At 68.5% G+C, this 19,070-nt stretch carries 22 protein-coding genes; 8 read left to right on the top strand and 14 right to left on the bottom strand.

Annotation, left to right across the window (positions count from 1 at the left end; translation table 11 throughout):
- From G9373_RS41615 to G9373_RS41605, 3 genes are all read left to right on the top strand, one after another.
- The coding region (locus G9373_RS41615; protein ID WP_240961042.1) for a zinc-binding dehydrogenase at positions 1–837 on the top strand (837 nt) is incomplete at its 5' end.
- 71 nt (positions 838–908) lie between these two features.
- Entirely contained in the window at positions 909–1,235 is a 327-nt protein-coding gene (locus G9373_RS41610) for a WhiB family transcriptional regulator (RefSeq protein WP_144285923.1), read from the top strand.
- 37 nt (positions 1,236–1,272) lie between these two features.
- Complete coding sequence (locus G9373_RS41605) at positions 1,273–1,434, top strand: hypothetical protein (protein ID WP_167120753.1); 162 nt, start codon at positions 1,273–1,275, stop codon at positions 1,432–1,434.
- A 567-nt stretch (positions 1,435–2,001) separates the two neighbouring features.
- On the opposite strand, the gene G9373_RS41600 is transcribed toward G9373_RS41605, so the two are convergent.
- The gene (locus tag G9373_RS41600; protein WP_231137863.1) at positions 2,002–2,508 is read right to left on the bottom strand and encodes a hypothetical protein; all 507 of its coding nucleotides are present in this window, start codon (positions 2,506–2,508) and stop codon (positions 2,002–2,004) included.
- 102 nt (positions 2,509–2,610) lie between these two features.
- The gene (locus G9373_RS41595; protein ID WP_240961043.1) at positions 2,611–3,207 is read right to left on the bottom strand and encodes a hypothetical protein; all 597 of its coding nucleotides are present in this window, start codon (positions 3,205–3,207) and stop codon (positions 2,611–2,613) included.
- Between the two features lie 760 nt (positions 3,208–3,967).
- Here G9373_RS41595 and G9373_RS41590 point away from each other — a divergent pair.
- Positions 3,968–4,168 carry a hypothetical protein gene (locus G9373_RS41590; protein ID WP_167120750.1) on the top strand — a complete coding sequence of 67 codons (201 nt, stop codon included), beginning with the start codon at positions 3,968–3,970 and terminating at the stop codon, positions 4,166–4,168.
- A 38-nt stretch (positions 4,169–4,206) separates the two neighbouring features.
- Here the strand turns inward: G9373_RS41590 and G9373_RS41585 are convergent, their stop codons facing one another.
- The 6 genes from G9373_RS41585 to G9373_RS41560 all read right to left on the bottom strand — a co-directional run bounded on the left by G9373_RS41585 (position 4,207) and on the right by G9373_RS41560 (position 10,303).
- Positions 4,207–5,100 carry a hypothetical protein gene (locus G9373_RS41585; protein WP_065490165.1) on the bottom strand — a complete coding sequence of 298 codons (894 nt, stop codon included), beginning with the start codon at positions 5,098–5,100 and terminating at the stop codon, positions 4,207–4,209.
- A 45-nt stretch (positions 5,101–5,145) separates the two neighbouring features.
- Positions 5,146–6,246 carry a succinyldiaminopimelate transaminase gene (gene dapC / locus G9373_RS41580; RefSeq protein WP_005569079.1) on the bottom strand — a complete coding sequence of 367 codons (1,101 nt, stop codon included), beginning with the start codon at positions 6,244–6,246 and terminating at the stop codon, positions 5,146–5,148.
- A gap of 2 nt (positions 6,247–6,248) precedes the next feature.
- Complete coding sequence (gene fdxA, locus G9373_RS41575) at positions 6,249–6,572, bottom strand: ferredoxin (RefSeq protein WP_005263360.1); 324 nt, start codon at positions 6,570–6,572, stop codon at positions 6,249–6,251.
- A gap of 108 nt (positions 6,573–6,680) precedes the next feature.
- Complete coding sequence (locus G9373_RS41570) at positions 6,681–7,448, bottom strand: hypothetical protein (protein ID WP_065490164.1); 768 nt, start codon at positions 7,446–7,448, stop codon at positions 6,681–6,683.
- Positions 7,445–10,072, bottom strand: a complete 2,628-nt coding sequence (locus G9373_RS41565) for a bifunctional FO biosynthesis protein CofGH (protein ID WP_167120748.1) — start codon at positions 10,070–10,072, stop codon at positions 7,445–7,447. The genes G9373_RS41570 and G9373_RS41565 overlap by 4 nt, the downstream gene beginning before the upstream one ends.
- Before the next feature lie 45 nt (positions 10,073–10,117).
- Positions 10,118–10,303: a hypothetical protein gene (locus tag G9373_RS41560; protein ID WP_005566848.1), complete on the bottom strand. Its 186-nt coding sequence runs from the start codon at positions 10,301–10,303 to the stop codon at positions 10,118–10,120.
- Between the two features lie 83 nt (positions 10,304–10,386).
- Between G9373_RS41560 and G9373_RS41555 the strand changes: the two genes are divergently transcribed.
- Genes G9373_RS41555 through G9373_RS41545 form a run of 3 tightly spaced genes read left to right on the top strand, consistent with a single transcriptional unit; the run spans position 10,387 to position 13,123 of the window.
- Positions 10,387–10,887 (top strand): PH domain-containing protein, encoded by a 501-nt coding sequence (locus G9373_RS41555; protein ID WP_167120746.1) that lies wholly within the window; start codon positions 10,387–10,389, stop codon positions 10,885–10,887.
- A complete protein-coding gene (locus G9373_RS41550) occupies positions 10,884–12,425 on the top strand; it encodes a PH domain-containing protein (RefSeq protein WP_120659405.1) in 1,542 nt (513 codons plus the stop codon). The genes G9373_RS41555 and G9373_RS41550 overlap by 4 nt, the downstream gene beginning before the upstream one ends.
- Positions 12,410–13,123: a uracil-DNA glycosylase gene (locus tag G9373_RS41545; RefSeq protein WP_167120744.1), complete on the top strand. Its 714-nt coding sequence runs from the start codon at positions 12,410–12,412 to the stop codon at positions 13,121–13,123. Before G9373_RS41550 ends, G9373_RS41545 begins: the two co-directional genes overlap by 16 nt.
- 71 nt (positions 13,124–13,194) lie before the next feature.
- Here the strand turns inward: G9373_RS41545 and G9373_RS41540 are convergent, their stop codons facing one another.
- Positions 13,195–14,028, bottom strand: coding sequence for a uroporphyrinogen-III synthase (locus G9373_RS41540; protein ID WP_167120742.1), 834 nt, complete (start codon positions 14,026–14,028; stop codon positions 13,195–13,197).
- Between the two features lie 39 nt (positions 14,029–14,067).
- On the opposite strand from G9373_RS41540, the gene G9373_RS41535 reads away from it, so the two are divergent.
- On the top strand, positions 14,068–14,445 hold the full coding sequence (locus G9373_RS41535) for a VOC family protein (RefSeq protein WP_005253644.1): 378 nt from the start codon (positions 14,068–14,070) through the stop codon (positions 14,443–14,445).
- On the opposite strand, the gene G9373_RS41530 is transcribed toward G9373_RS41535, so the two are convergent.
- From G9373_RS41530 to G9373_RS41510, 5 genes are all read right to left on the bottom strand, one after another.
- Complete coding sequence (locus G9373_RS41530) at positions 14,442–15,959, bottom strand: catalase (RefSeq protein WP_005253645.1); 1,518 nt, start codon at positions 15,957–15,959, stop codon at positions 14,442–14,444. The genes G9373_RS41535 and G9373_RS41530 overlap by 4 nt on opposite strands.
- A 30-nt stretch (positions 15,960–15,989) precedes the next feature.
- Positions 15,990–16,418, bottom strand: a complete 429-nt coding sequence (locus tag G9373_RS41525; protein ID WP_167120740.1) for a hypothetical protein — start codon at positions 16,416–16,418, stop codon at positions 15,990–15,992.
- Positions 16,419–16,432: 14 nt separating this feature from the next.
- Positions 16,433–16,591 (bottom strand): hypothetical protein, encoded by a 159-nt coding sequence (locus G9373_RS41520; protein ID WP_005566838.1) that lies wholly within the window; start codon positions 16,589–16,591, stop codon positions 16,433–16,435.
- 99 nt (positions 16,592–16,690) lie between these two features.
- Positions 16,691–17,569 (bottom strand): N-acetyl-1-D-myo-inositol-2-amino-2-deoxy-alpha-D-glucopyranoside deacetylase, encoded by an 879-nt coding sequence (gene mshB, locus G9373_RS41515; RefSeq protein WP_005566837.1) that lies wholly within the window; start codon positions 17,567–17,569, stop codon positions 16,691–16,693.
- The coding region (locus tag G9373_RS41510) for an ABC transporter family substrate-binding protein (RefSeq protein WP_167120738.1) at positions 17,566–19,070 on the bottom strand (1,505 nt) is incomplete at its 5' end. The genes mshB and G9373_RS41510, both read right to left, overlap by 4 nt.

The raw sequence follows: 19,070 nt of genomic DNA, 5'->3' as shown, positions 1-19,070 counted from the left end.
CCGACACGCCCCAGGGGTGGGGAATTACGTGACGGCGGGGTGGGGAATTATGTGACGGACAAACCCCTCAATCTGGGGAATTACATGACCGCTGACACCTTCGGCGCCGACGGCCAGGAGATCTTCGACGCCTACCCCTACGGCGGGCTCGGTGAGTATCTGACTGCGCCGCAACGCAACCTGGTGAAGCTGCCCGACTCCGTCAGTTTCGAAGAAGGCGCCCGATTCGGATACCTCGGCACCGGATACTCGGCACTGCGCAAAGCCGGCGCCGGACCCGGCTCCACCGTCCTGATCGACGGCATCTCCGGAACCCTGGGACTGGGCACCTGCCTGAGCGCCCTCGCGCTCGGTGCGAGCCACATCTTCGGCACCGGCCGCAACGCCGATCTCCTCGAGGACGTCCGATCCATCGCGCCCGACCGCATCCACGTCCTCCCCGCCGGCGAGGGCGACCTGCGCAGCTGGGTGCGCGAACACAACAACGGGGAGGGCGTCGACATCGTCATCGACTCACTCGGCCCCGGCGCACCGGCAGAATCGTTCCTCGACGCCATCACCACCCTGCGCCGCGGCGGCGTGGCCGTCGACATCGGCGGCATGATGGAACGCCCACCGCTGGACATGTTCTCGCTGATGTGCAGCCAGATCAGCGTCCTCGGAAGCCTGTGGTTCTCCACCGCCGAGGCCCAGGACATGGCCGACCTCGCCGGCGCCGGGGTCCTCGACCTGTCGGTGTTCGAGCATCACAGCTTCCCGCTCGAGAAGATCAACGAAGCTCTCGCCGACCTCCCGGCCCGGCACGGCGGCTTCACCAACTTCATCAGCGTCCCCTAATCCGCCTGCGCCCCGCATCACCCACCGGTGCGGGGCGCTCGACCGCCCTCCAGCAAAAAGGGAGCATCGTTGTGCGGGCCTTTCGAACCGTGAGACAAAGCGACCTACCCGAGCCCGAGGAACTGAACTGGCGACTCGCCGCGATGTGCCGACTGGTCAGTCCTGCCCTGTTCTTCCACCCCACCAACGAACGCGGACCCAAGAGGCAGAAGCGCATCCACGAGGCCAAAAAGATCTGCTCCCAGTGCCCCGTCCAACGGCCATGCCGGGACTACGCACTCGCCGTGCGAGAACCCTTCGGGATTTGGGGCGGGATGTCCGAAGAGGACCGCGACCGCATCCTCGGCCTCGGCCGCGGCCGAGGCCGTGCCGAAGACACCACCGAGCGCAGCGCGTGAGGACAGGCCGATCCCCGGACGAAAAGGGAGAATACCCATGCCGATCCTCCTCCTCCACGCCGTGATCGCCGGATTCAGCGTCGTCAGCGGGTGGCTTTCGGCACCGCTGAAGAGGCCCGTGGCCGCGCTCGCGCACTCGTACGCGGTCATGCGATGGTCGGCTCTGATTGCAGTCGAGGACGCTGCCGAGCACCGCTGACCGGGCAGACATGCGGCAGCAGTCTCAGCACTCCAGCGTCGCTGTCGGACAAGACGCTGATGCGACGGACAGGGCGGCAGAACTCCGCGAACCCAGTGATTAAGAGTCACTTGCTCTACCCGAGATCGCGGCCGATGTCGCATGGTCCGACTCGCAACCCACAGGGAACTGTATCTGCCGCGCGGATGTTGCTGTCCGTGCCTGCGAATGGGTGTCGCGCCCACTGGATAGAATTGCTGCTCATGCTGACAGCCGGCGGCGAAACACGTCCTCGGCTCGACAAGCCGGGTAGTCGGCCGATCTCGGTGGCGTAGGTGCAGCAAACAAACACTCTCCGGCGGGCACCGGGGTTGCGCTTGTGTGCAGGCCATGGGCTTCGCGGTTGCGTCGACGCAACCGCACCCACATAATGTGAGTGCCCGAGGCAGTAGCCGAGGGAAGTGGTTCGTGTAGGAGGTCTCCGGGGCGTAAGTACCCCTGTAGGCAGCCCCACCTAGCGGTTTCCAGCCTTGCGCGCCCACCCACATACGACGAACGCCCCTCAGTGATGAGGGGCGTTCTCGTGTTTCAGACCCTGACGACGGTGATGCGGTGGGCGATCTTCGCGCGCATGCTGCCGCCGCGGCCCCAGGCCCAGGCATGGACGTCGGGGATCCACAAGAGGGAGTTCGAGGGTCGGTCGTGGGTGTACCGGAACGGGGTGGCGGCGCCGAGTTCGTCCCGGATGATGCGGTTGTCCTCGTGGTCCTGATCGCATGACTCGATGACCAGGTTCGTCACTGGCATCTGCGCCAGGTCCCGCACCGCGGCGGCCAGGATGGCGTCGCGGGCCTGGCGTTCGTTGACCTTTCGTGAGCTCATCACATAGATCCGGCTGTTTGCCTCCAGCCGGGCGACCTCGGCGACGATCTTCGGTGCCAGCTTCTTCCCCACACCGGTCATATGGATGCGGGTGTGCCCGGGCGGTCGGAGCGCGTTCATCTGCTTCCGCAGGGCCGTCAGATCGCCGGTCGCCACGGTCACCGCACACAGGGCGTACTCGCCCCGTTTGGATTCGTCGATGAACGCATGCACGCGGAGCAGTCTCTCACCAGCTCGGGCAACCTCTGCAGGCCATACGGCAGGGTCAGTTCCGGCTCTGCCAGTCAGGCACAGATTCGCTGTGCCGACGACGAGCTACCAGAGGGTGAGGGGTAACCCGGCCGCTTCGGCGCATCTGATCCGCTGTTCGATGCTGTTCTGATCCTCGCCGCAGGTAAGGCCGGTTCGGATTGCGGCGGCGATGGCACGGGTACGCCCGGCAGGACCGCGGACGTCGGAAAGCGGGCTGGCGAGGTTGCGGCGCCGCAGGTACTCGGTGCGGTTGACGGTGTTGGTGCCCAGCCGCATGTGCTGTGGGTTGACGCAGCCGGCGAAGTCGCATTGGTGGCACAGCACCGCGTCGTCGGCGCCGGACCACCCCAGCCGCGGAATGATGCCGTATTCGAGCTGATAGGCGAACAGATGCGCGGGAACGGTGCCGCGGCGCGAGGGGCCGGGCAGGCTGGCGGCACGGAAGGAGCCGTGCCCGGTGGATGAGACACTGCCGAGCCACACCGTGCACCGGCCACCCGGGCGTCGGTAGGTCTTCGCTTCGAATCGCGCCACGACGGTGGGATCGTCGAGCCAGGACCGCCACAGCCGTTCGGGGACCCGGATCGGTTGCGGCTGGCCGATCAGGGCGAGTTGCTCGATCTCAGAGACCGCCGGGGAGACGGGCATCCCCGGCAGCATCGGTGCGCTGGCGGCGGCGGTGACCATGGTTTCCCTCCGCTCGCTGCTCATTGGTGCTGTTACCGGTGAGGACAGGGGCGGGGACCGACACCATACGTTTTGCTCATGCTCGGGTGCGGTGTGCCAGCGAGGTGGATATTCGACTCGCGCGGCCGGGAAACAATCCGGTGTCGTTGACGAAGGCGCCCCGCGACGGCGGCGATCCGGTCTGCTGGTGAGCTCGGTGGTCAGCGCGGCGAGTGCCGGCCGCAGCAGGACGGGACGATCGCGCAACCGTAGGGTGCTGTCACCTCGGCTGTCGGCGACGAGATCGCTGGTGGTGAGTTTGACGATGCGGGTGGGGATCTGACCGTAGAGCAGGACTAGGACACCGGCTACCCGCACCCGCAGATCGAGGCCGTCGTCGGTCAGGCACCGGCGTAGCGCGGACCAGCGTTCGTCGTCGGCGAGAAGCTGGGAGGGAAGACCGTCGCGGCCGAGCCAGGACACGTGCAGGTCGGCGGCACGATCGTGTTGGTGCGCCCAGCGCAGGAAGTCCCGCAGTCGGTGGCGGGTGCTGGCCCCCTCCCCCAGCCAGCGGTCGACGTCCGCCTGGGTCGCCTCGGCCAGTGCGTGGTGGTTGTCGGTGAGCCACGTCAGAAACTGAACGGCGACCTGGAGGCGGACACGCGCGTACTTGGATGCGCTGACGCTGAGGTGCCCGCGTGCGGCGCGGCCGCGGGCCCGGCGCAGCACCGACCAGGACGCGTACGCGCGCACCGTGGCCGCGAGATCCGGGGGGCAGGTCGGCGACAAGGGTGTCGAGCCAGGGCGCAACCGAATCGACGGCGTTGCCCCGGGGTTGGAGGGCACCGGTGTGGAGGAGGATGCTGCGCAAATGCTCGACCGGGATGTCGGTGCCGTGGTGATCGAGCACGGCGTGGGTGATCGGGGCACCGGCGGCGACGTGGCGGCGTTGTAGACCTCGAGTGAGCTGCAGGTCAAGGATCCGGGACGTCCTCAGCCGAGATCGTCGACCGCGCGCCGGGCTTCCTCGACGCGCCGCTCCGCCGCGTCGAGGTCTCGCTCCCCCCGATGCACCGCCTCCGCCGACGCCTTCTCCGCGTTCCGGGTGAACTGCCGCTCCTGCTCGGCATGTTCGAGTTCGGCGCGCAGTTCCTCGATCCGGTGGTCGATCTCCGTCAGCGTCGACCGCGCCTGCTCCAGTTCCGTTCTCGCGTCGTTCAGTTCGCCGCGGACCTCGTCGGCCCGGGACGTGGCGTCCGCCAGTTCGGCCCCGGCCGCCGCCCGTTCGGCGGCGCGGTCGCGCTCCGGCGACTTCTTCTTCGACGTCTTCCCCGACTTCTCGGCCGGAGGCGTGGGGGTGGGTTCGGACTTCCCGCCTTTCTTCGCGGTCTTTCCCTGGACGACGGTGAGTCCGGCCGGACCGAAACCGCTGTAGCTCGCCGCCGTCACCACCCGGCCGCGCCGCACCTGTTCGGCGGTCTCGGCGTCGGCGAGAGCGGCGTGCAGCGTCTGACCGACATCCCGCAGCGCGTCCTCCCCGACTGTCCGGCCCCGCTCGGCAGCGAGTTCACCGGCCTTGCGCGCCAACGCGCGCACTACTTGCTGCCGTTGCGTGTTCAGTCGCCGAAGGTCCGAGCCGGACAGGTGTCGCTGCGCGTCGCGGAGAGCGTCACCGAGGGTGAGGAGCGCGTCGACCTCGTCGGGCAGCTCGCGGGCGAGCAGGTTGACGAGCCAGCCGACGACCGTCGGCTTCCGCAGCTTCCCGATCTCGGCTGCCAATGCGCGGTCCTTGTTCTCCCGCGCCGCGGTCACCTGCGCGGTGCGCGCCTCGACGAACTCACCGGGGTCCAGGCCGTACAGTTCGTCGGCGACGTCGTCGAGGGTCACGGCCCAATACTTTCACCGTGACCGCGCCGCTCGGGCCGACTCGGGTCAGGCCAGTCGTTCGGCCGCGGCCGCGATTCGTTCGTCGCTGGCCGTGAGGGCGATGCGCACGTGGGTGCCGCCGCCGGGACCGTAGAACTCGCCCGGTGCCACGAGAATGCCCCGCTCGGCGAACCACTCGACGGTGTCCCGGCAGGCTTCGCCGCGGGTCGCCCACAGGTACAGCCCGGCTTCGGAGTTGTCGACGGTGAATCCGGCGCCGCGCACCGCTGCGAGAAGGATCTCGCGGCGACGGCGGTACCGCTCACGCTGCTCGTTCTCGTGGTCGTCGTCGCTGAGTGCAGCGGTCATCGCCGACTGGATCGGCAACGGCACCATCATGCCCGCGTGCTTGCGGACCTCGAGAAGTTCGGCCACCAACGCCGGGTCACCGGTGACGAACCCCGCGCGGTAACTCGCGAGGTTGGACGTCTTCGACAGAGAGTGCACCGCGAGGAGCCCGGTGAGATCGCCGTCGTTCACCCGCTCATCGAGGATCGAGAGGGCTTCGCCCTCCCAGCTCAATCCCAGGTAGCACTCGTCGGACGCCACGATCGCGCCGCGGCGACGCGCCCAGTCGACCACCTTGCGCAGATGCTCGAGACCGAGCACCTTGCCGGTGGGGTTGGACGGCGAGTTCACGAAGATCAGCGACGCGCCCTCCGGGCCGAGCCGGTTGAGACCATCGGCCCGGATCACCCGCGCACCGGCGAGGAGCGCACCGACCTCGTAGGTCGGGTACGCCAGCTCCGGAATGACGACGAGGTCGTCGGCGCCGAGCCCGAGAAGGCGTGGCAGCCAGGCGATGAGCTCCTTCGTGCCGATCGCGGGCAGCACCGCAGCCGGATCGATGCCGGTGATTCCGTAGCGGCGACGCAGCGCCTCCACCGCGGCGCTCCGCAGCTCTTCGGTGCCGTGCGTCGTCGGATATCCCGGAACCGCGGCGACCGCGGTCAGCGCGTCCTGGATGATCGGGGCGACCGGATCGACCGGGGTCCCCACCGAGAGGTTGACGATGCCACCCGGGTGGGCGAAGGCTTTCGCCTTCGCCGACTCGAGCGAGTCCCACGGAAAGTCGGGAAGTGCTTTTGCTACCGGGATTCGAGGCACATCTAGTCCTCGCCCATGGGGGGCAGAGCCTTGACGAACGGCGGGTCGTAGTCGACCTTGCCCAGCTTCGCCGCGCCACCGGGGGAACCGAGGTCGTCGAAGAAGTCGACGTTCGCGGCGATGTAGCCGTTCCACTGGTCCGGGACGTCGTCTTCGTAGAAGATGGCCTCGACGGGGCAGACGGGTTCACAGGCGCCGCAGTCCACGCATTCGTCCGGATGGATGTAGAGCATCCGTCCGCCCTCGTAGATGCAGTCGACAGGGCATTCCTCGATACACGCCTTGTCCAACACATCCACGCACGGTTCAGCAATCGTGTAGGGCACTGCCGCTCTCCCTGCCTTTCTGACACGAGTAAGCACGAGGTACGGGCCGCTTGTACCCCGCGGAAGAAACTATTATCGCCTGCCCGGCGGGCCTCTCTGCGGTGAGGGTTACCTGACCCGGCGCACCGCCGCGGTCAGCCGCGCCCGGGACGCGATCCACTGCTCGCCCGCTTTCGCAGCTCTCACCAGCGCGCCCCGTTCTCCGAGGTACCCGGCCACCACACCGACCACCGGGATGTTCCCCAGCAACGAGTAGGTCGAGCCCGGCCCAGGACGCTTGTCGAGTTCGTCACTGAGCGCGCGCACGGTGCGGGCGGTGCGCCACAGCGCGCCGATCAGCGCGAACGGGAGCCACACCGACTCGCCGTCCGCGGAATCGGATCGCGCCGTGCCGGCGAGCACCGCCGGCGCATCCATCTCACGCCGGCAGAGTACGGACGCCAGCAGGTCCACCTGGTCGAACCGGTTCGTCACGCCGTGTTCCCGGGCGACGGCGACGAGAACGACGGCCTGATTCGCGAACCCGAGCACGTCCTGGATCGGGAGCCGATTGAGCAGCACACCGAAGATGCCCGGGAACGCGACCGCGATCGTGTTCAGCGCACCGATCCGCGTCACCCACCACTGGGCCCGCTCGTCGTCGCTCGCCTTCTCCCACGACGCCGTCCCCGGGAACTGGACGGTGTCGAGAACCCAGGCGATGACGTCGAGCAGCGCCTCCGCGGCGCTCCGGTCCTCCGCTGTCGGGGTGAACGTCCGGCTCTTGATGCCGAACGGATCCGTGAGAGCCAGATCGAGCACGGGGTTGATGCCCCGTGCGGCACGATCCAGGATGGTGACGACCTGGTCGTCGCCCAGCCGGTCCGTCTCGCTCATGCGGCCGGTGTCCTTCCCTCGCGTCGGGCGTGTGTCGTGGTGCGTTCGCGGGCCGGGCGGCCGATTCCCTCGGCGATGGCCCGCAGTTCGGCGACGGTCTTCTCGGATCCGTGCTCCGAACCCGCCATCCGGGAGATGGTCTCCTCCATCAGGGTGCCGCCGAGATCGTTGGCGCCGCCCTGCAACATCACCTGGGTACCGGTGACCCCCAGCTTGACCCAGCTGGTCTGGATGTTCGGGATCCGCCCGTGCAGCATGATCCGGGCCAGGGCGTGGACGGCCCGGTTGTCCCGGTTGGTCGGGCCCGGACGGGACGCGCCCGCCAGATACAGCGGCGCACTCTGATGCACGAACGGCAGCGGCACGAACTCGGTGAATCCGCCTGTCCGGTCCTGGATTCCGCGCAGCACCCGCAGATGCCCGACCCAGTGCTTCGGGTTGTCGACGTGCCCGTACATCATCGTCGAACTCGACCGCAGACCCAGCTCGTGTGCGGTGGTCACCACCTCGATCCAGGTGGCGGTGGGCAGCTTCCCCTTGGTGAGCACCCAACGCACCTCGTCGTCGAGGATTTCCGCGGCCGTGCCGGGAATGGTGTCGAGGCCGGCCTCGCGCAGTTCCGTCAACCAGTCCCGGATGCTCTGCCCGCCGCGGGAGGCGCCGTTGACGATCTCCATCGGGCTGAACGCGTGCACGTGCATCGACGGCACCCGCGCCTTCACCGCACGCACCAGATCGGCGTACCCGGTGACCGGGAGCTCCGGGTCGATGCCACCCTGCATGCAGACCTCGGTCGCGCCCGCGACGTGGGCCTCCCAGGCCCGGTCCGCGACCTCGCCGGTGGACAGCGTGAACGCATCCGCGTCACCCTTGCGCTGCGCGAACGCGCAGAAACGGCACCCGGTGTAGCAGATGTTGGTGAAGTTGATGTTCCGGTTCACCACATAGGTCACCTCGTCGCCGACGGCGTCCTTGCGGAGCGCATCGGCCAGCGCCACCATCGCCTCGAGCCCCGGACCCTCGGCCGTCGCCAACGCCAGGTACTCGTCGTCGGTGCAGCCCGCCGGATCACGTTCGGCGCTGCGCAACGCCGCGAGGACGTCCGTGTCCACCCGCACCGGGCCGCTCAACTCCAGCACCTGCTCGCGGACGGTCTCCCAGTCCCCGAACGCGCTGCCGAGGTCGCTGCGCGTCTCGGTGTTGCGGCCCTCGGTGTCGATCTCGGTGTTCAGATCCACCCGGCCCGCCGACTCCCAGGACTCGTCCGGCTCCTGCCACGGCAACCCGACCGGGATCGTGTCCGGCCGTGCCAGCCCCGTATCGGGGTCGGCGAGGGCCTGCACGTGCCCGATGATCCGCGGATCGATCCACGGCGAACCGGCCAGCACGAACTGCGGCTGCGCCGCCGTGCGCTCGGTGAGCTCGAACCCGGCCTCGGCGGTGATCGCGGCCAGGGTGTCCAGGTTCGGCCACGGCCGCTCCGGGTTCACATGGTCCGGGGTCAGCGGCGACACGCCGCCCCAGTCGTCGACACCCGCACCCAGCAGCGCCAGGCACTCGGTGTTCGACACCAGGTTGGGCGGCGACTGGATGCGCATCCCCGGGCCGAGCAGCAACCGGGACACGGCGATGGTCGCGGCGAACTCCTCGAGGCCCGCGTCCGGGGTGTCGCGCATCGCGGTGTCGGGCTTGGCGAGGAAGTTCTGGACGATCACTTCCTGAACGTGCCCGAACGCCTTGTGCGACTTACGGATCGCCATGATCGATTCCGCCCGTTCCCGGACGGTCTCGCCGATGCCCACCAGAATGCCCGTCGTGAACGGCACACTCAACCTGCCGGCGTCGGTGAGTGTGCGCAACCGCACCGCCGGATCCTTGTCGGGGCTGCCGTAGTGGCACTCGCCCTTGTCGGTGAACAACCGGGTGGTCGTCGTCTCGAGCATCATGCCCATCGAGGGAGCCACCGGCTTGAGGCGGGAGATCTCCTCCCAGCTCATCACACCCGGGTTCAGGTGCGGCAGCAGCCCGGTCTCCTCGAGTACCCGGATCGACATCGCACGCAGGTAGTCCAGCGTCGAATCGTAGCCGCGCTCGTCCAGCCACTGCTTGGCCTCCGGCCACCGATCCTCGGGACGGTCACCCAGGGTGAAGAGGGCTTCCTTGCAGCCCAATTCGGCGCCCTGCCGGGCGATCTCCAGCACCTCGTCCGGCTCCAGATACGCGCCGCGCCCCTCGGCCCGCAACTTGCCGGGCACCGTCACGAACGTGCAGTAGTGGCACTTGTCCCGGCACAACCGCGTCAGGGGAATGAACACCTTACGCGAGTACGTGACAGCCTTGGGTCTGCCCGCCGCCAGCAACCCGGCGTCCCGCACCTTCGCCGCCGACGAACACAGGTCGGTCAGGTCGTCGCCGCGGGCCTGCAGCAGGGTCGTCGCCTCGTCCACGTTCAGAGTGGCGCCGTCACGGGCACGTCGCAGCACCCGCCGCATGGCGGAGGCGGTGGGGGCCACTTCCTGCGCGGATGCGCCGGACGGAGCCGGTGCCGGAACACCGGGCATGGGAAGCATCGTGGGCCGGCCGGATTCTTCACCTGAATGGGTCACCCAGCGATCATGCGCCATCGACGACGACCACTGCCACCCAGACTCCCGCGAACGCGCGGATCGCTATTCGCGGGGGTAGTCCTCGTCGACCGGAACCGCCCGGCTCTGCTCGGCCACGTCCGCCTCGTTCACCTCCAGTGACGACACTTCTTCGACCTCGTCGGAACTGTCGTCGTCCACGGCGAGTTCCTGCTCGAGCCGGTCTGCCTCGGGAACCTCCGGAGAATCGGCCGCATCGAATGACGTCATGTCTGCGCTCCTTTCACTTCGGGGGGTTCTCTTACGATAGGTCGGTTCTCGACAGAATGCCGGGGCACGGCCAAAGTAGGGGCATGAGTGTGCCCACCACCGTCACGATGGCGGACCCGCTGTGGCGGCCCAGCCCCAGGGCCAAGCAACTGTGGGCGATCAACGCCGCCCTTCTCTGGCTTCCGCTCTTCGTCGCGCAAGCGGTCGCTCTCGTCTTCCACTGGTGGCCCGTGTGGGTGCACGTCACGGTCCTCGCGATCACCGTCGTGCTCGCGATCCTCCACGTCGCCGTCGTACCGCTCTGGCGGTACCGGGTGCACCGCTGGGAGATCAGCGACACCGCGGTCTACACCCGCAGCGGCTGGTTCACTCAGGAACGACGCATCGCGCCCATCTCCCGCATCCAGACCGTCGACACCGAACGCGGACCCATCGACCGCATGCTGGGGCTGGCGACCGTCACCGTCACGACGGCGTCGTCCGCCGGTGCCGTCAAGATCTCCGCCCTCGATCAGGACACCGCCGATCGCACCGTCGCCCGGCTCACCGGGATCGCGGGCACCAATGTCGGTGACGCCACATGAGTGCGGCACCGGAACCGGGAATCGCTCCCCCCATCGCGCACGGCGAGGCCGCGGCCGCCGCCGAGGAGGAACAGCCCTGGTTGCGCCTGGACCGCCGGATGCTGCTCGTCCACCCGGTCGACGAGATCGTCAAACTTCTGCCCGTGTTGCTGATTTCGCTGGTAATCGGCACCCAGAGCGGCAACCACGTGTGGAGTCTCGTCGCCATCGTCGTGTTCGTGGTGTTCGGCGTCTCGCGCTGGTTCACGACGAGCTACCGCATCGGTCCGGTCCACGTGCAACTGCGGCAGGGCCTGTTCCGCAAACGCCTGCTGTCGGTACCACGCAACCGCATCCGATCCGTCGACGTCGAGGCGGGGGTCCTGCATCGCCTGCTCGGGCTGTCGATCGTGCGCATCGGCACCGGCCAGCAGGTCGGTTCCAAACCCGACGCGGCGAAGTTCGAACTCAACGCCCTCTCCACCGGGCTGGTTCCCGGCCTGCGGGCCGCACTGCTCGCCCGGCAGCCCTCGCCCGACGTCGAACAGACCGCGGTCACACAGGAGCCCGCAGTGACCGAGATCGGCCACTGGACACCGGTCTGGGTCCGCTACGCCCCGTTCTCGGTGACCGGCGTGGTGACCATCGCGGCGATCGTCGGTCTCGCGTTCCAGTACGGAATCGGCGCGAAGATCGCCCGCTCGTCGACGGTGGCCGAGGGCATCGAATCCGCCGAGCGCGTCGGGATCGCCATCGCCGTCGTCGTCGGGATCGTCGTCCTCCTGATCGCCGCCAGCGCCCTGGCCTGCATCCGGTACCTCCTCACGTACGGCAACATGACGCTGACGGACAACGGCCGCACCCTGCACGTCAGCCACGGGCTGCTGAAGACCCGCCAGACCACCCTGGATCGCGCCCGCCTCCGCGGGACGACCCTCAAGGAACCGCTCCTCCTCCGTCTCGCCGGCGGTGCCCGACTGGATGCCGTCATGACCGGCGTCAGCGCCGAGAGGCGGGAGTCCTCGCTCCTGCTCCCCCAGGCGCCGCGTGCGGAAGCGGAGCGGGTGATGGCCACCGTCATCAGCGACCACCGTCAGGCCGCGGTCCCGCTCACCCCGCACGGCCCGGTCGCCCAGCGGCGGCGCTACACGCGGGCCCTGATCCCCGCCGAGATCGCGCTCGCCGTCGCCCTGGTCTTCGTGATCCTCGACCGGCCGGTGTTCTGGGCAGCGTGGGCCGCGATCGTCGCGCTCGCCGTCGGCGGCGTGGTCCTGGCGTGGGATCGGTACCGCGGCCTCGGCCATGCGGTGCTGCCCGGGTGGCTGATCACCCGCAGCGGCTCCCTCGACCGCGCCCGGGACAGCCTCGAGGCCGACGGGATCATCGGGTGGACCGTCCGTCAAACGTTCTTCCAACGGCGGGCGGGTGTGGCGACCGTCATCGCCGCCACACCCGCAGGCACCGGGAAGTACCTGGTGATCGATCTGCCTGCCGATCAGGCGTGGTCGCTCGTCGAGTCGGTGACACCCGGCGGAGGTGACGTGTGGGCGCGGCGCTGACCGACATCGCCGGTCTCGACGCCCAGCTGATCGAATGCCGAGCCTGCCCCCGCCTCGTCGAGTGGCGGGAGAAGGTCGCACGCGAGAAGCGCGCGTCGTTCCGTGACGAAACCTATTGGGGTCGCCCGGTCCCCGGATTCGGTCCACCCGATGCGTCCCTGCTGATCGTCGGTCTCGCCCCCGCCGCCCACGGCGCGAACCGGACCGGGCGCATGTTCACCGGCGACCGCAGCGGCGACTTCCTCTACGCCGCACTCCACGCTGTGGGACTCGCGAGCCAGCCCACCGCCACCCACATCGGCGACGGCCTCGAACTGTTCGGCGTCCGCATCACGTCCCCGGTGCACTGCGCGCCGCCCGTGAACAAGCCCACCCCGGACGAACGCGACAACTGCCGCCACTGGCTCGACGCCGAACTGCGCATCCTGCAACCCCACCTGCGGTCGGTGATCGTCCTCGGCGGATTCGGCTGGCAGTCGCTGCTCCCCGTCCTCGACGACGCCGGGTGGGCCGTCCCCCGGCCGCGACCCAAATTCGGGCACGGCGCGCACGTCGAACTCCCCGGCGCCGAACGTCCCCTGCACCTGTTCGGCTGCTACCACGTCAGCCAGCAGAACACCTTCACCGGCCGGCTCACCCCCGCCATGCTCGAGTCGGTGCTGTCCGACGCCGCCCGCGCGGCCGGGCTGATCGGGTGATTCCGGGCCACCCTCCCCGAACGAACTGGACGCCCGTTCGATCTGACGCAACGACCGTCCCGTTCGTCCGGCTACCGCCGGTTCGGGAGTTCCTCGATGATGTATTTGGCCATGCTGCCGAGCCGGGGACGGGCCGGTTGCATGGTGTCGACGCCGAGGGCGGTGAGGGGTGAGGCCGTCACCGAGCCCACGCAGACGGGTGCGACCGGACCGTGGAACGCGTGCAGGAGGGCCTCGACGCGGTCGGTGTCCTTCGCGGTGCTGAGGAGGGACGAGACGGCGGGTGCGCTGGTGAAGGTGACGGCGTCGACCTCGGCTCGGATGATCTGGTCGAGCAGCGTCAGCAGCGGCTTCTGGTTCTCGGGTCTGATCCACCGGTACACCGACACGGCCGTCGTCTCGGCCCCGGCGCCGGCGAGGGAGACGCTCAGGTCGGTCATCGGCTCCCATTCGGTGATGGTGCCGTGCAACTGGACCGCGACGCGCAGACCGCGCACACCCTCGGCGACGAGGTGTTCGTGCACCTCTTCGGACGATTCCGTCTCCGGCGACCACTCCTCGCGCAGGCCGGCGCCGCGGACGGCGCCCTTCGCCTTGGGACCGCGGGTGATGATCCGCGCCGATTGCAGGGCGGCGAGCAGTGCGTCTTCCTCGTCCCAGGCCCGGGCCGCATCCAGCCATCCCCGGAAGCCGACGGCGGTGCTGACGACGACGAGGTCCGGCGGCGACGCGATGATGTCGGCCGTGCGAGACCGCAGATCGGAGTCGTCGACGAGCGGCAGCACGTGAATGGCCGGCGTGTGCACGATGGCAGCCCCGTGCCGTTCGAGGAGCGTGATGAACTCGGCGGCCCGGCGTTCGGCGGTGACGGCGATGGTCAGTCCGGAAAGTTCGTCGTTCGACATTCTCCCAGTGTGACGGACGAATCGCACTAAGCTGCCCACATGATCACTGCCGTGCACACACTGGTCTACGCCGACGACGCCGAGGCGGCCCGCGACTTCTTCCGGGACGTGCTCGGCTGGTCACACGTCGACGCCGGCGGCGGGTGGCTGATTTTCCGCACCGGACCGTCCGAGATGGGTGTGCACCCCACCTCGGACGATCGGGGCGGTGAGCCGTGGTCGACTCGGCCGCACCATGAGATCTCCCTGATGTGCGACGACATCGAGTCGACCGTCGCGGAACTCGAGGCCAAGGGCGCCGAGTTCACCCGCGGAATCCGCGACGACGGGTACGGCCTCACCACGTCCCTGAAGATTCCCGGTGCGGGCGAGATGATGCTGTACCAGCCTCGGCACCCGGTGGCGTTCGAGCGTTAGGCCTTCGCCTGCGCGCTGCTCCGCGCCGCATTGGCCTGTTCGCCCGCCTTCGGGTCGGTCTCCGACTGTTTCTTCCCGACACCGTCGGCGATCCGATCGCCGAGGGTCTTGTCGACGTTGCGCCAGTACTCGAACGCCTTCGCCAGAACCGGTTCGCTGACACCGTTCAGCAGATGGCCGACGATGTTGTCCACCAGGCGGTCCCGGGCGGCGTCGTCGAGCACTTCACGGACCATCGTCCCGGCCTGACCCCAGTCGTCGTCGTCCCTGTGCAGCGCGTACGGCGAGCGGACCATGTCGCCGGCGCTGTACCAGGTGGCGGTCGCCCCCACCTGCGACGGGTCGGCGTGCGGGCCGCCCTTGGAATTCGGCACGTAGACCGGATCCCCGGGGTTGTGGTGGCGCATGTTGCCGTCCTTCGAGTACGAGCGGACGGGCACGTGCGGCCTGTTGACGGGCAGCTCCTTGTAGTTGGCGCCGATCCGGTAGCGGTGGGCGTCCGGGTAGGAGAAGAGCCGGCCGATCAGCATCTTGTCCGGGCTCGGGCCGATGCCGGGGACCAGGTTGCTGGGCTCGAACGCGGCCTGTTCGATCTCGCAGTGGTAGTCCGTGGGGTTGCGGTCGAGCGTCATCCTGCCGACGGGGATCAGCGGGTAGTCGCTGTGCGGCCACACCTTGGTGAGGTCGAACGGGTTGAACCGGTAGTCGTCGGCATCCTCGAACGGCATGATCTGCATGTTCAAGGTCCAGCTCGGGTACTCGCCGCCTTCGATGTGCTCCCACAGGTCTCGCGTGTGGTAATCGGTGTCCATGGACGCCATCTGGTCGCCCTCGTGCTGTGTGAAGAACTCGATGCCCTGGTCGGTCTTGAAGTGGTACTTCACCCAGAACTTGTCGCCGGCGGCGTTCACCCACATGTACGTGTGGCTGGAGTACCCGTTCATGTGCCGCCAGGTGCGCGGGATGCCGCGGTCGCCCATGAGCCACGTGACCTGGTGCGCCGACTCCGGGGACAACGTCCAGAAGTCCCACTGCATGTCGTGGTCGCGGAGGTTGTTGTCGGCACGTCGTTTCTGCGAGCGGATGAAGTCCTGGAACTTCATCGGGTCGCGCATGAAGAAGACGGGTGTGTTGTTCCCGACCATGTCGTAGTTGCCCTGGTCGGTGTAGAACTTGACGGCGAATCCGCGTGGGTCGCGCCACGTGTCCGGGCTGCCGCGCTCGCCGGCCACGGACGAGAACCTGATCAGCAGGTCCGTCTTCTTGCCGGGTTGGAATAGATCGGCTTTCGTGTAGGCGGAGACATCTTCGGTAACTTCGAACCGTCCGAACGCCCCGCCCCCCTTGGCGTGCGGTTGGCGCTCCGCAACGCGTTCGCGGTTGAACTGGGCCATCTTCTCGATCAGATAGTGATCCTGGAGCAGGATCGGCCCGTCCGTCCCGATCGTGAGCGAGTGCTCGTCGCTCGACACCGGGATGCCGGCGTCGTCGGTCGTGAAGTTCTGATCTGTCATTGCGGTGCTCCTTCAGCAGACTGCTGGTCGCTACCGCGTACCCTCGCCCACCGTCGATGAAACAGATCCGAACGCCGCCTTCGCGCTGACTTTCCACAGGTAGACCGCCGCGGGAACCAGTGAACCGATCAGGAGCAGGAGCGTCCAGACGGAGGCGAGCATGAGCACGTCGCCGCCCGGACCGCCGAACATGCAGAGCAGGAATCCGAATCCCCATCCCGCGAGCGGCAGCATTCCCGTCCCCACCCGGCCGGTCGTGGACCGCGCTGCGATCACCAGCGCCAGGTTGGCGACCGCGGCGGCGAGGATGCTGATCGGGAACGGGGTGGCCCCGAGGTAGGTGGGCAGGAAGAGCACCGAGAGGACGGCGCACAGAAAACCGTCGAACACCAGCAGCGCGAGGGCGACCCTCCCCAGAACATCGAGGTGTCCGGGTTTCGCTGCGGTGCCGACGGTCATGTGTCAATAGTGGATCAGGCGACGGGCGGGTAGCCCAGCAGGGTCAGCAAATGACTCTGCATGTCGGCGAATCCGTACAGCACGCTGTAGTACAGGTCGTGCTGGGCCGGCCACGAAGGCCGAAGTGTCTCGACGAACGCGACGATGGCGTTCTGAACATCCCAGTTGTACATCTATCGCCTCTCCTGACGGGGGTCACGCGGACTCGACCTAGGCCGCTGCGTGACCTGGGCCACAGTGTAATACGTAACCCTCGTCACAGATACCGACGGTCAGTGACCGACGCCACCGAAGAGGTCCCGTTCCCTGCCGTCGGCGTCCCGATCCCCGACGGCGCCGCGGACCAGCACGAAATGTTCCTCCGCCAGAATCGGCTGCGCGATGTCGTTGGAGAGCGCGTACTCGGTTCCGCTCGGCGCAACCGTCACCTGGGTGGCGTGCGCCGACAACGCTTCCCTCTTCGCGGCGAGCACGCTCCGCACGTCGATCACCGTCGTCACGTCGGCGTCCGGGACACTCGGCAATTCGCCGGGCTCCGGCAGTCGCCAGCCGTCGGGGATGTCGCCGATGCGGCAGATTCCCGACTCGAGCGCACTCGCCTCGGTCACCGTCCAGTACAGCTTCGCGACCTCCCACGGTTCGCCGCAGTCCGGGTACTTCGCCGAACCCGCCGCCTCGACGGCCGCGGTGGTGATCGTGTGCACCTGGATGTGGTCGGGGTGCCCGTACCCGCCGTCCGGGTCGTAGGTGACCACGACGTGCGGCCGCAGCTCCCGGATGACCGCCACCATCGCGGCGGTCACGGAGTCGCGGTCGGCGTTGACGAAGGCGCGCGGATCGGCCGCCGACGCCGTGCCCGCCATGCCGGAATCACGGAAATGCCCCGCCCCCAGGAGGAACCGCGGCCTCCCCGCACCGAGACACGACAGCGCGGACGTCAGTTCGCCGATCCGGAACCCACCGAGCTGATCGGCGGCGTCGGCGATCAGCTGCGCCCACTCCTCGCCGATGACCTCGCCTTCCTCGCCGAGCGTGCACGTCAGGACGTGAACGTCGGCACCCTCGGCGGCGTAGCGCGCGATGGTGCCGCCGGTGGTGAGGGTCTCGTCGTCGGGATGGGCATGGACCAGTAGAAGCCGCCGCTCACTCATTCCTTGATCCTGCTCCAGTCCGCTGCGTCACTGAATATTCCGACCGGCACGGCGCCCGACAGCGACACCCCGTCGACGCCGGGGCCCGCCGCGACCAGTGTGCGGTCCTGCATGATCGGCAGCACCGCAGCCAGATCCCAGAGTGCGCGGTCGGCGTCGGCGAGAGCCTGCGGCACATCACCGACCCCCCGCAGCGCGGCGTCGATGGACGGCTGCAGGGTGGGGTCGCAGACTCCCGACAGGTTCGACGGGGCCTCGGCCTCCGCGACCGAATCACGTTCGGGGCCGGTGGTTTCGGTGTTCGGTTGGGTTGCCGCGACCACCGCGGGCGGGCAGCTGTGACGGGAGGCCAGTGCCGTCGCCGGGTCGGACCCGGCGCGCGACCATCCGACGACCGCTCCGATGTCGCCCTTGCCGAGCGACTCCCCATACAACTCCTCGGCGGGCAGGGACGTCACGGTGGCGTCGACGCCGGCGCCGCGCAACTGGTCGGCGGCCGTGTTAGCGACCGCGCTCGCGGTGTCGTCACCCTCGGGTGTCCCGATGACGAGCGTCAGCGGGACGCCGTCGCGGACGAGCTGGGTCGACGGCGCCGCCCCTGCGGGAACGACGGTGTCCGTCGGTGTTTCGGCGACATACCCGTACTCCGCCAGCTTCGCCAGCACCTGTTCGCGGCTCGGCCGCGCGGGTGCGGTCGCGGTGTAACCGGGATCGGAGGGGGCGTAGACCTGCGAGCGTGCCGGGACCGCCGACGCCTCGCTGCCGGCGCCGACGACGGCGAGCAGTTCGGTGTCCAGCAACTCCAGAAGGCTCTTCCGCACCCGGACGTCCGCGAGTTCGGGAACCCGGCCGTTCAGCGTGAGGTCGAGTCCGCGCGGCTGGAACGAGGAACCCGTCCGCACCGTGGGGATCGCCGCGAGCTGGGCGGAAGTGGCTGTGCCCCCGTGAATCTGGACGACCTGCGTGTCGTTGTTGCGCATCGAGTCGGCGAGCTGCGACGGGGTGCCGTCGCGGCGCATCAGGATCTGGTCGGGCGTCGCCGGCTTGTCCCAGAACCGGTCGTTGCGTTCGAGCAGGATCTCGTCACGTCCGCGGTCGATCGACTTGATGTGGAAGTGCCCGCCCGACACCGGGATGTTCTCGGACAGTCCGGTCGCGAAGCCACCGGGGGAATCCTTGATGAGATGCGACGGCAGCAGGTCGGTGAAGAGTTCACGCCACGCCGGGTAGGCGGCCTTCATGACGACGCTGACCGTCTTGCCGCCACCGGACGACCTGACGTCCTCGATCAACTCGTAGCCGGCGGGGTCGACCACGCCGGGGGCACTGATCATCTGCTGCCACAGGTAGCGGAAGTCCTCGGCGGCGATGGGCGCGCCGTCGGACCACTGCGCCTCGTTCCGCAGCTGGTAGGTGACGGTGAACGGTTCCTGCGACGTGACGTCCGCGGAGATCACGAGCGAGGAGTCGGGAATCCAGTTGCTGCCGCCCGGGTGGGCGG

It is taken from the genome of Rhodococcus sp. A14 (genome assembly GCF_011603105.1).
GTDB classification, from domain to species: domain Bacteria; phylum Actinomycetota; class Actinomycetes; order Mycobacteriales; family Mycobacteriaceae; genus Rhodococcus_F; species Rhodococcus_F opacus.
This window is presented reverse-complemented; position numbering and strand designations above follow the sequence as displayed.

Coding starts and splice junctions, on each gene's coding strand:
- G9373_RS41605 (WP_167120753.1), top strand. CDS start 1,273: ATGCCGATCCTCCTCCTCCACGCCGTGATCGCCGGATTCAGCGTCGTC.
- G9373_RS41595 (WP_240961043.1), bottom strand. CDS start 3,207: ATGCTGCCGGGGATGCCCGTCTCCCCGGCGGTCTCTGAGATCGAGCAA.
- G9373_RS41570 (WP_065490164.1), bottom strand. CDS start 7,448: ATGAGCGAGACGGACCGGCTGGGCGACGACCAGGTCGTCACCATCCTG.
- G9373_RS41565 (WP_167120748.1), bottom strand. CDS start 10,072: ATGGCGCATGATCGCTGGGTGACCCATTCAGGTGAAGAATCCGGCCGG.
- G9373_RS41560 (WP_005566848.1), bottom strand. CDS start 10,303: ATGACGTCATTCGATGCGGCCGATTCTCCGGAGGTTCCCGAGGCAGAC.
- G9373_RS41555 (WP_167120746.1), top strand. CDS start 10,387: ATGAGTGTGCCCACCACCGTCACGATGGCGGACCCGCTGTGGCGGCCC.
- G9373_RS41550 (WP_120659405.1), top strand. CDS start 10,884: ATGAGTGCGGCACCGGAACCGGGAATCGCTCCCCCCATCGCGCACGGC.
- G9373_RS41540 (WP_167120742.1), bottom strand. CDS start 14,028: ATGTCGAACGACGAACTTTCCGGACTGACCATCGCCGTCACCGCCGAA.
- G9373_RS41535 (WP_005253644.1), top strand. CDS start 14,068: ATGATCACTGCCGTGCACACACTGGTCTACGCCGACGACGCCGAGGCG.
- G9373_RS41530 (WP_005253645.1), bottom strand. CDS start 15,959: ATGACAGATCAGAACTTCACGACCGACGACGCCGGCATCCCGGTGTCG.
- G9373_RS41525 (WP_167120740.1), bottom strand. CDS start 16,418: ATGACCGTCGGCACCGCAGCGAAACCCGGACACCTCGATGTTCTGGGG.
- G9373_RS41520 (WP_005566838.1), bottom strand. CDS start 16,591: ATGTACAACTGGGATGTTCAGAACGCCATCGTCGCGTTCGTCGAGACA.
- mshB (WP_005566837.1), bottom strand. CDS start 17,569: ATGAGTGAGCGGCGGCTTCTACTGGTCCATGCCCATCCCGACGACGAG.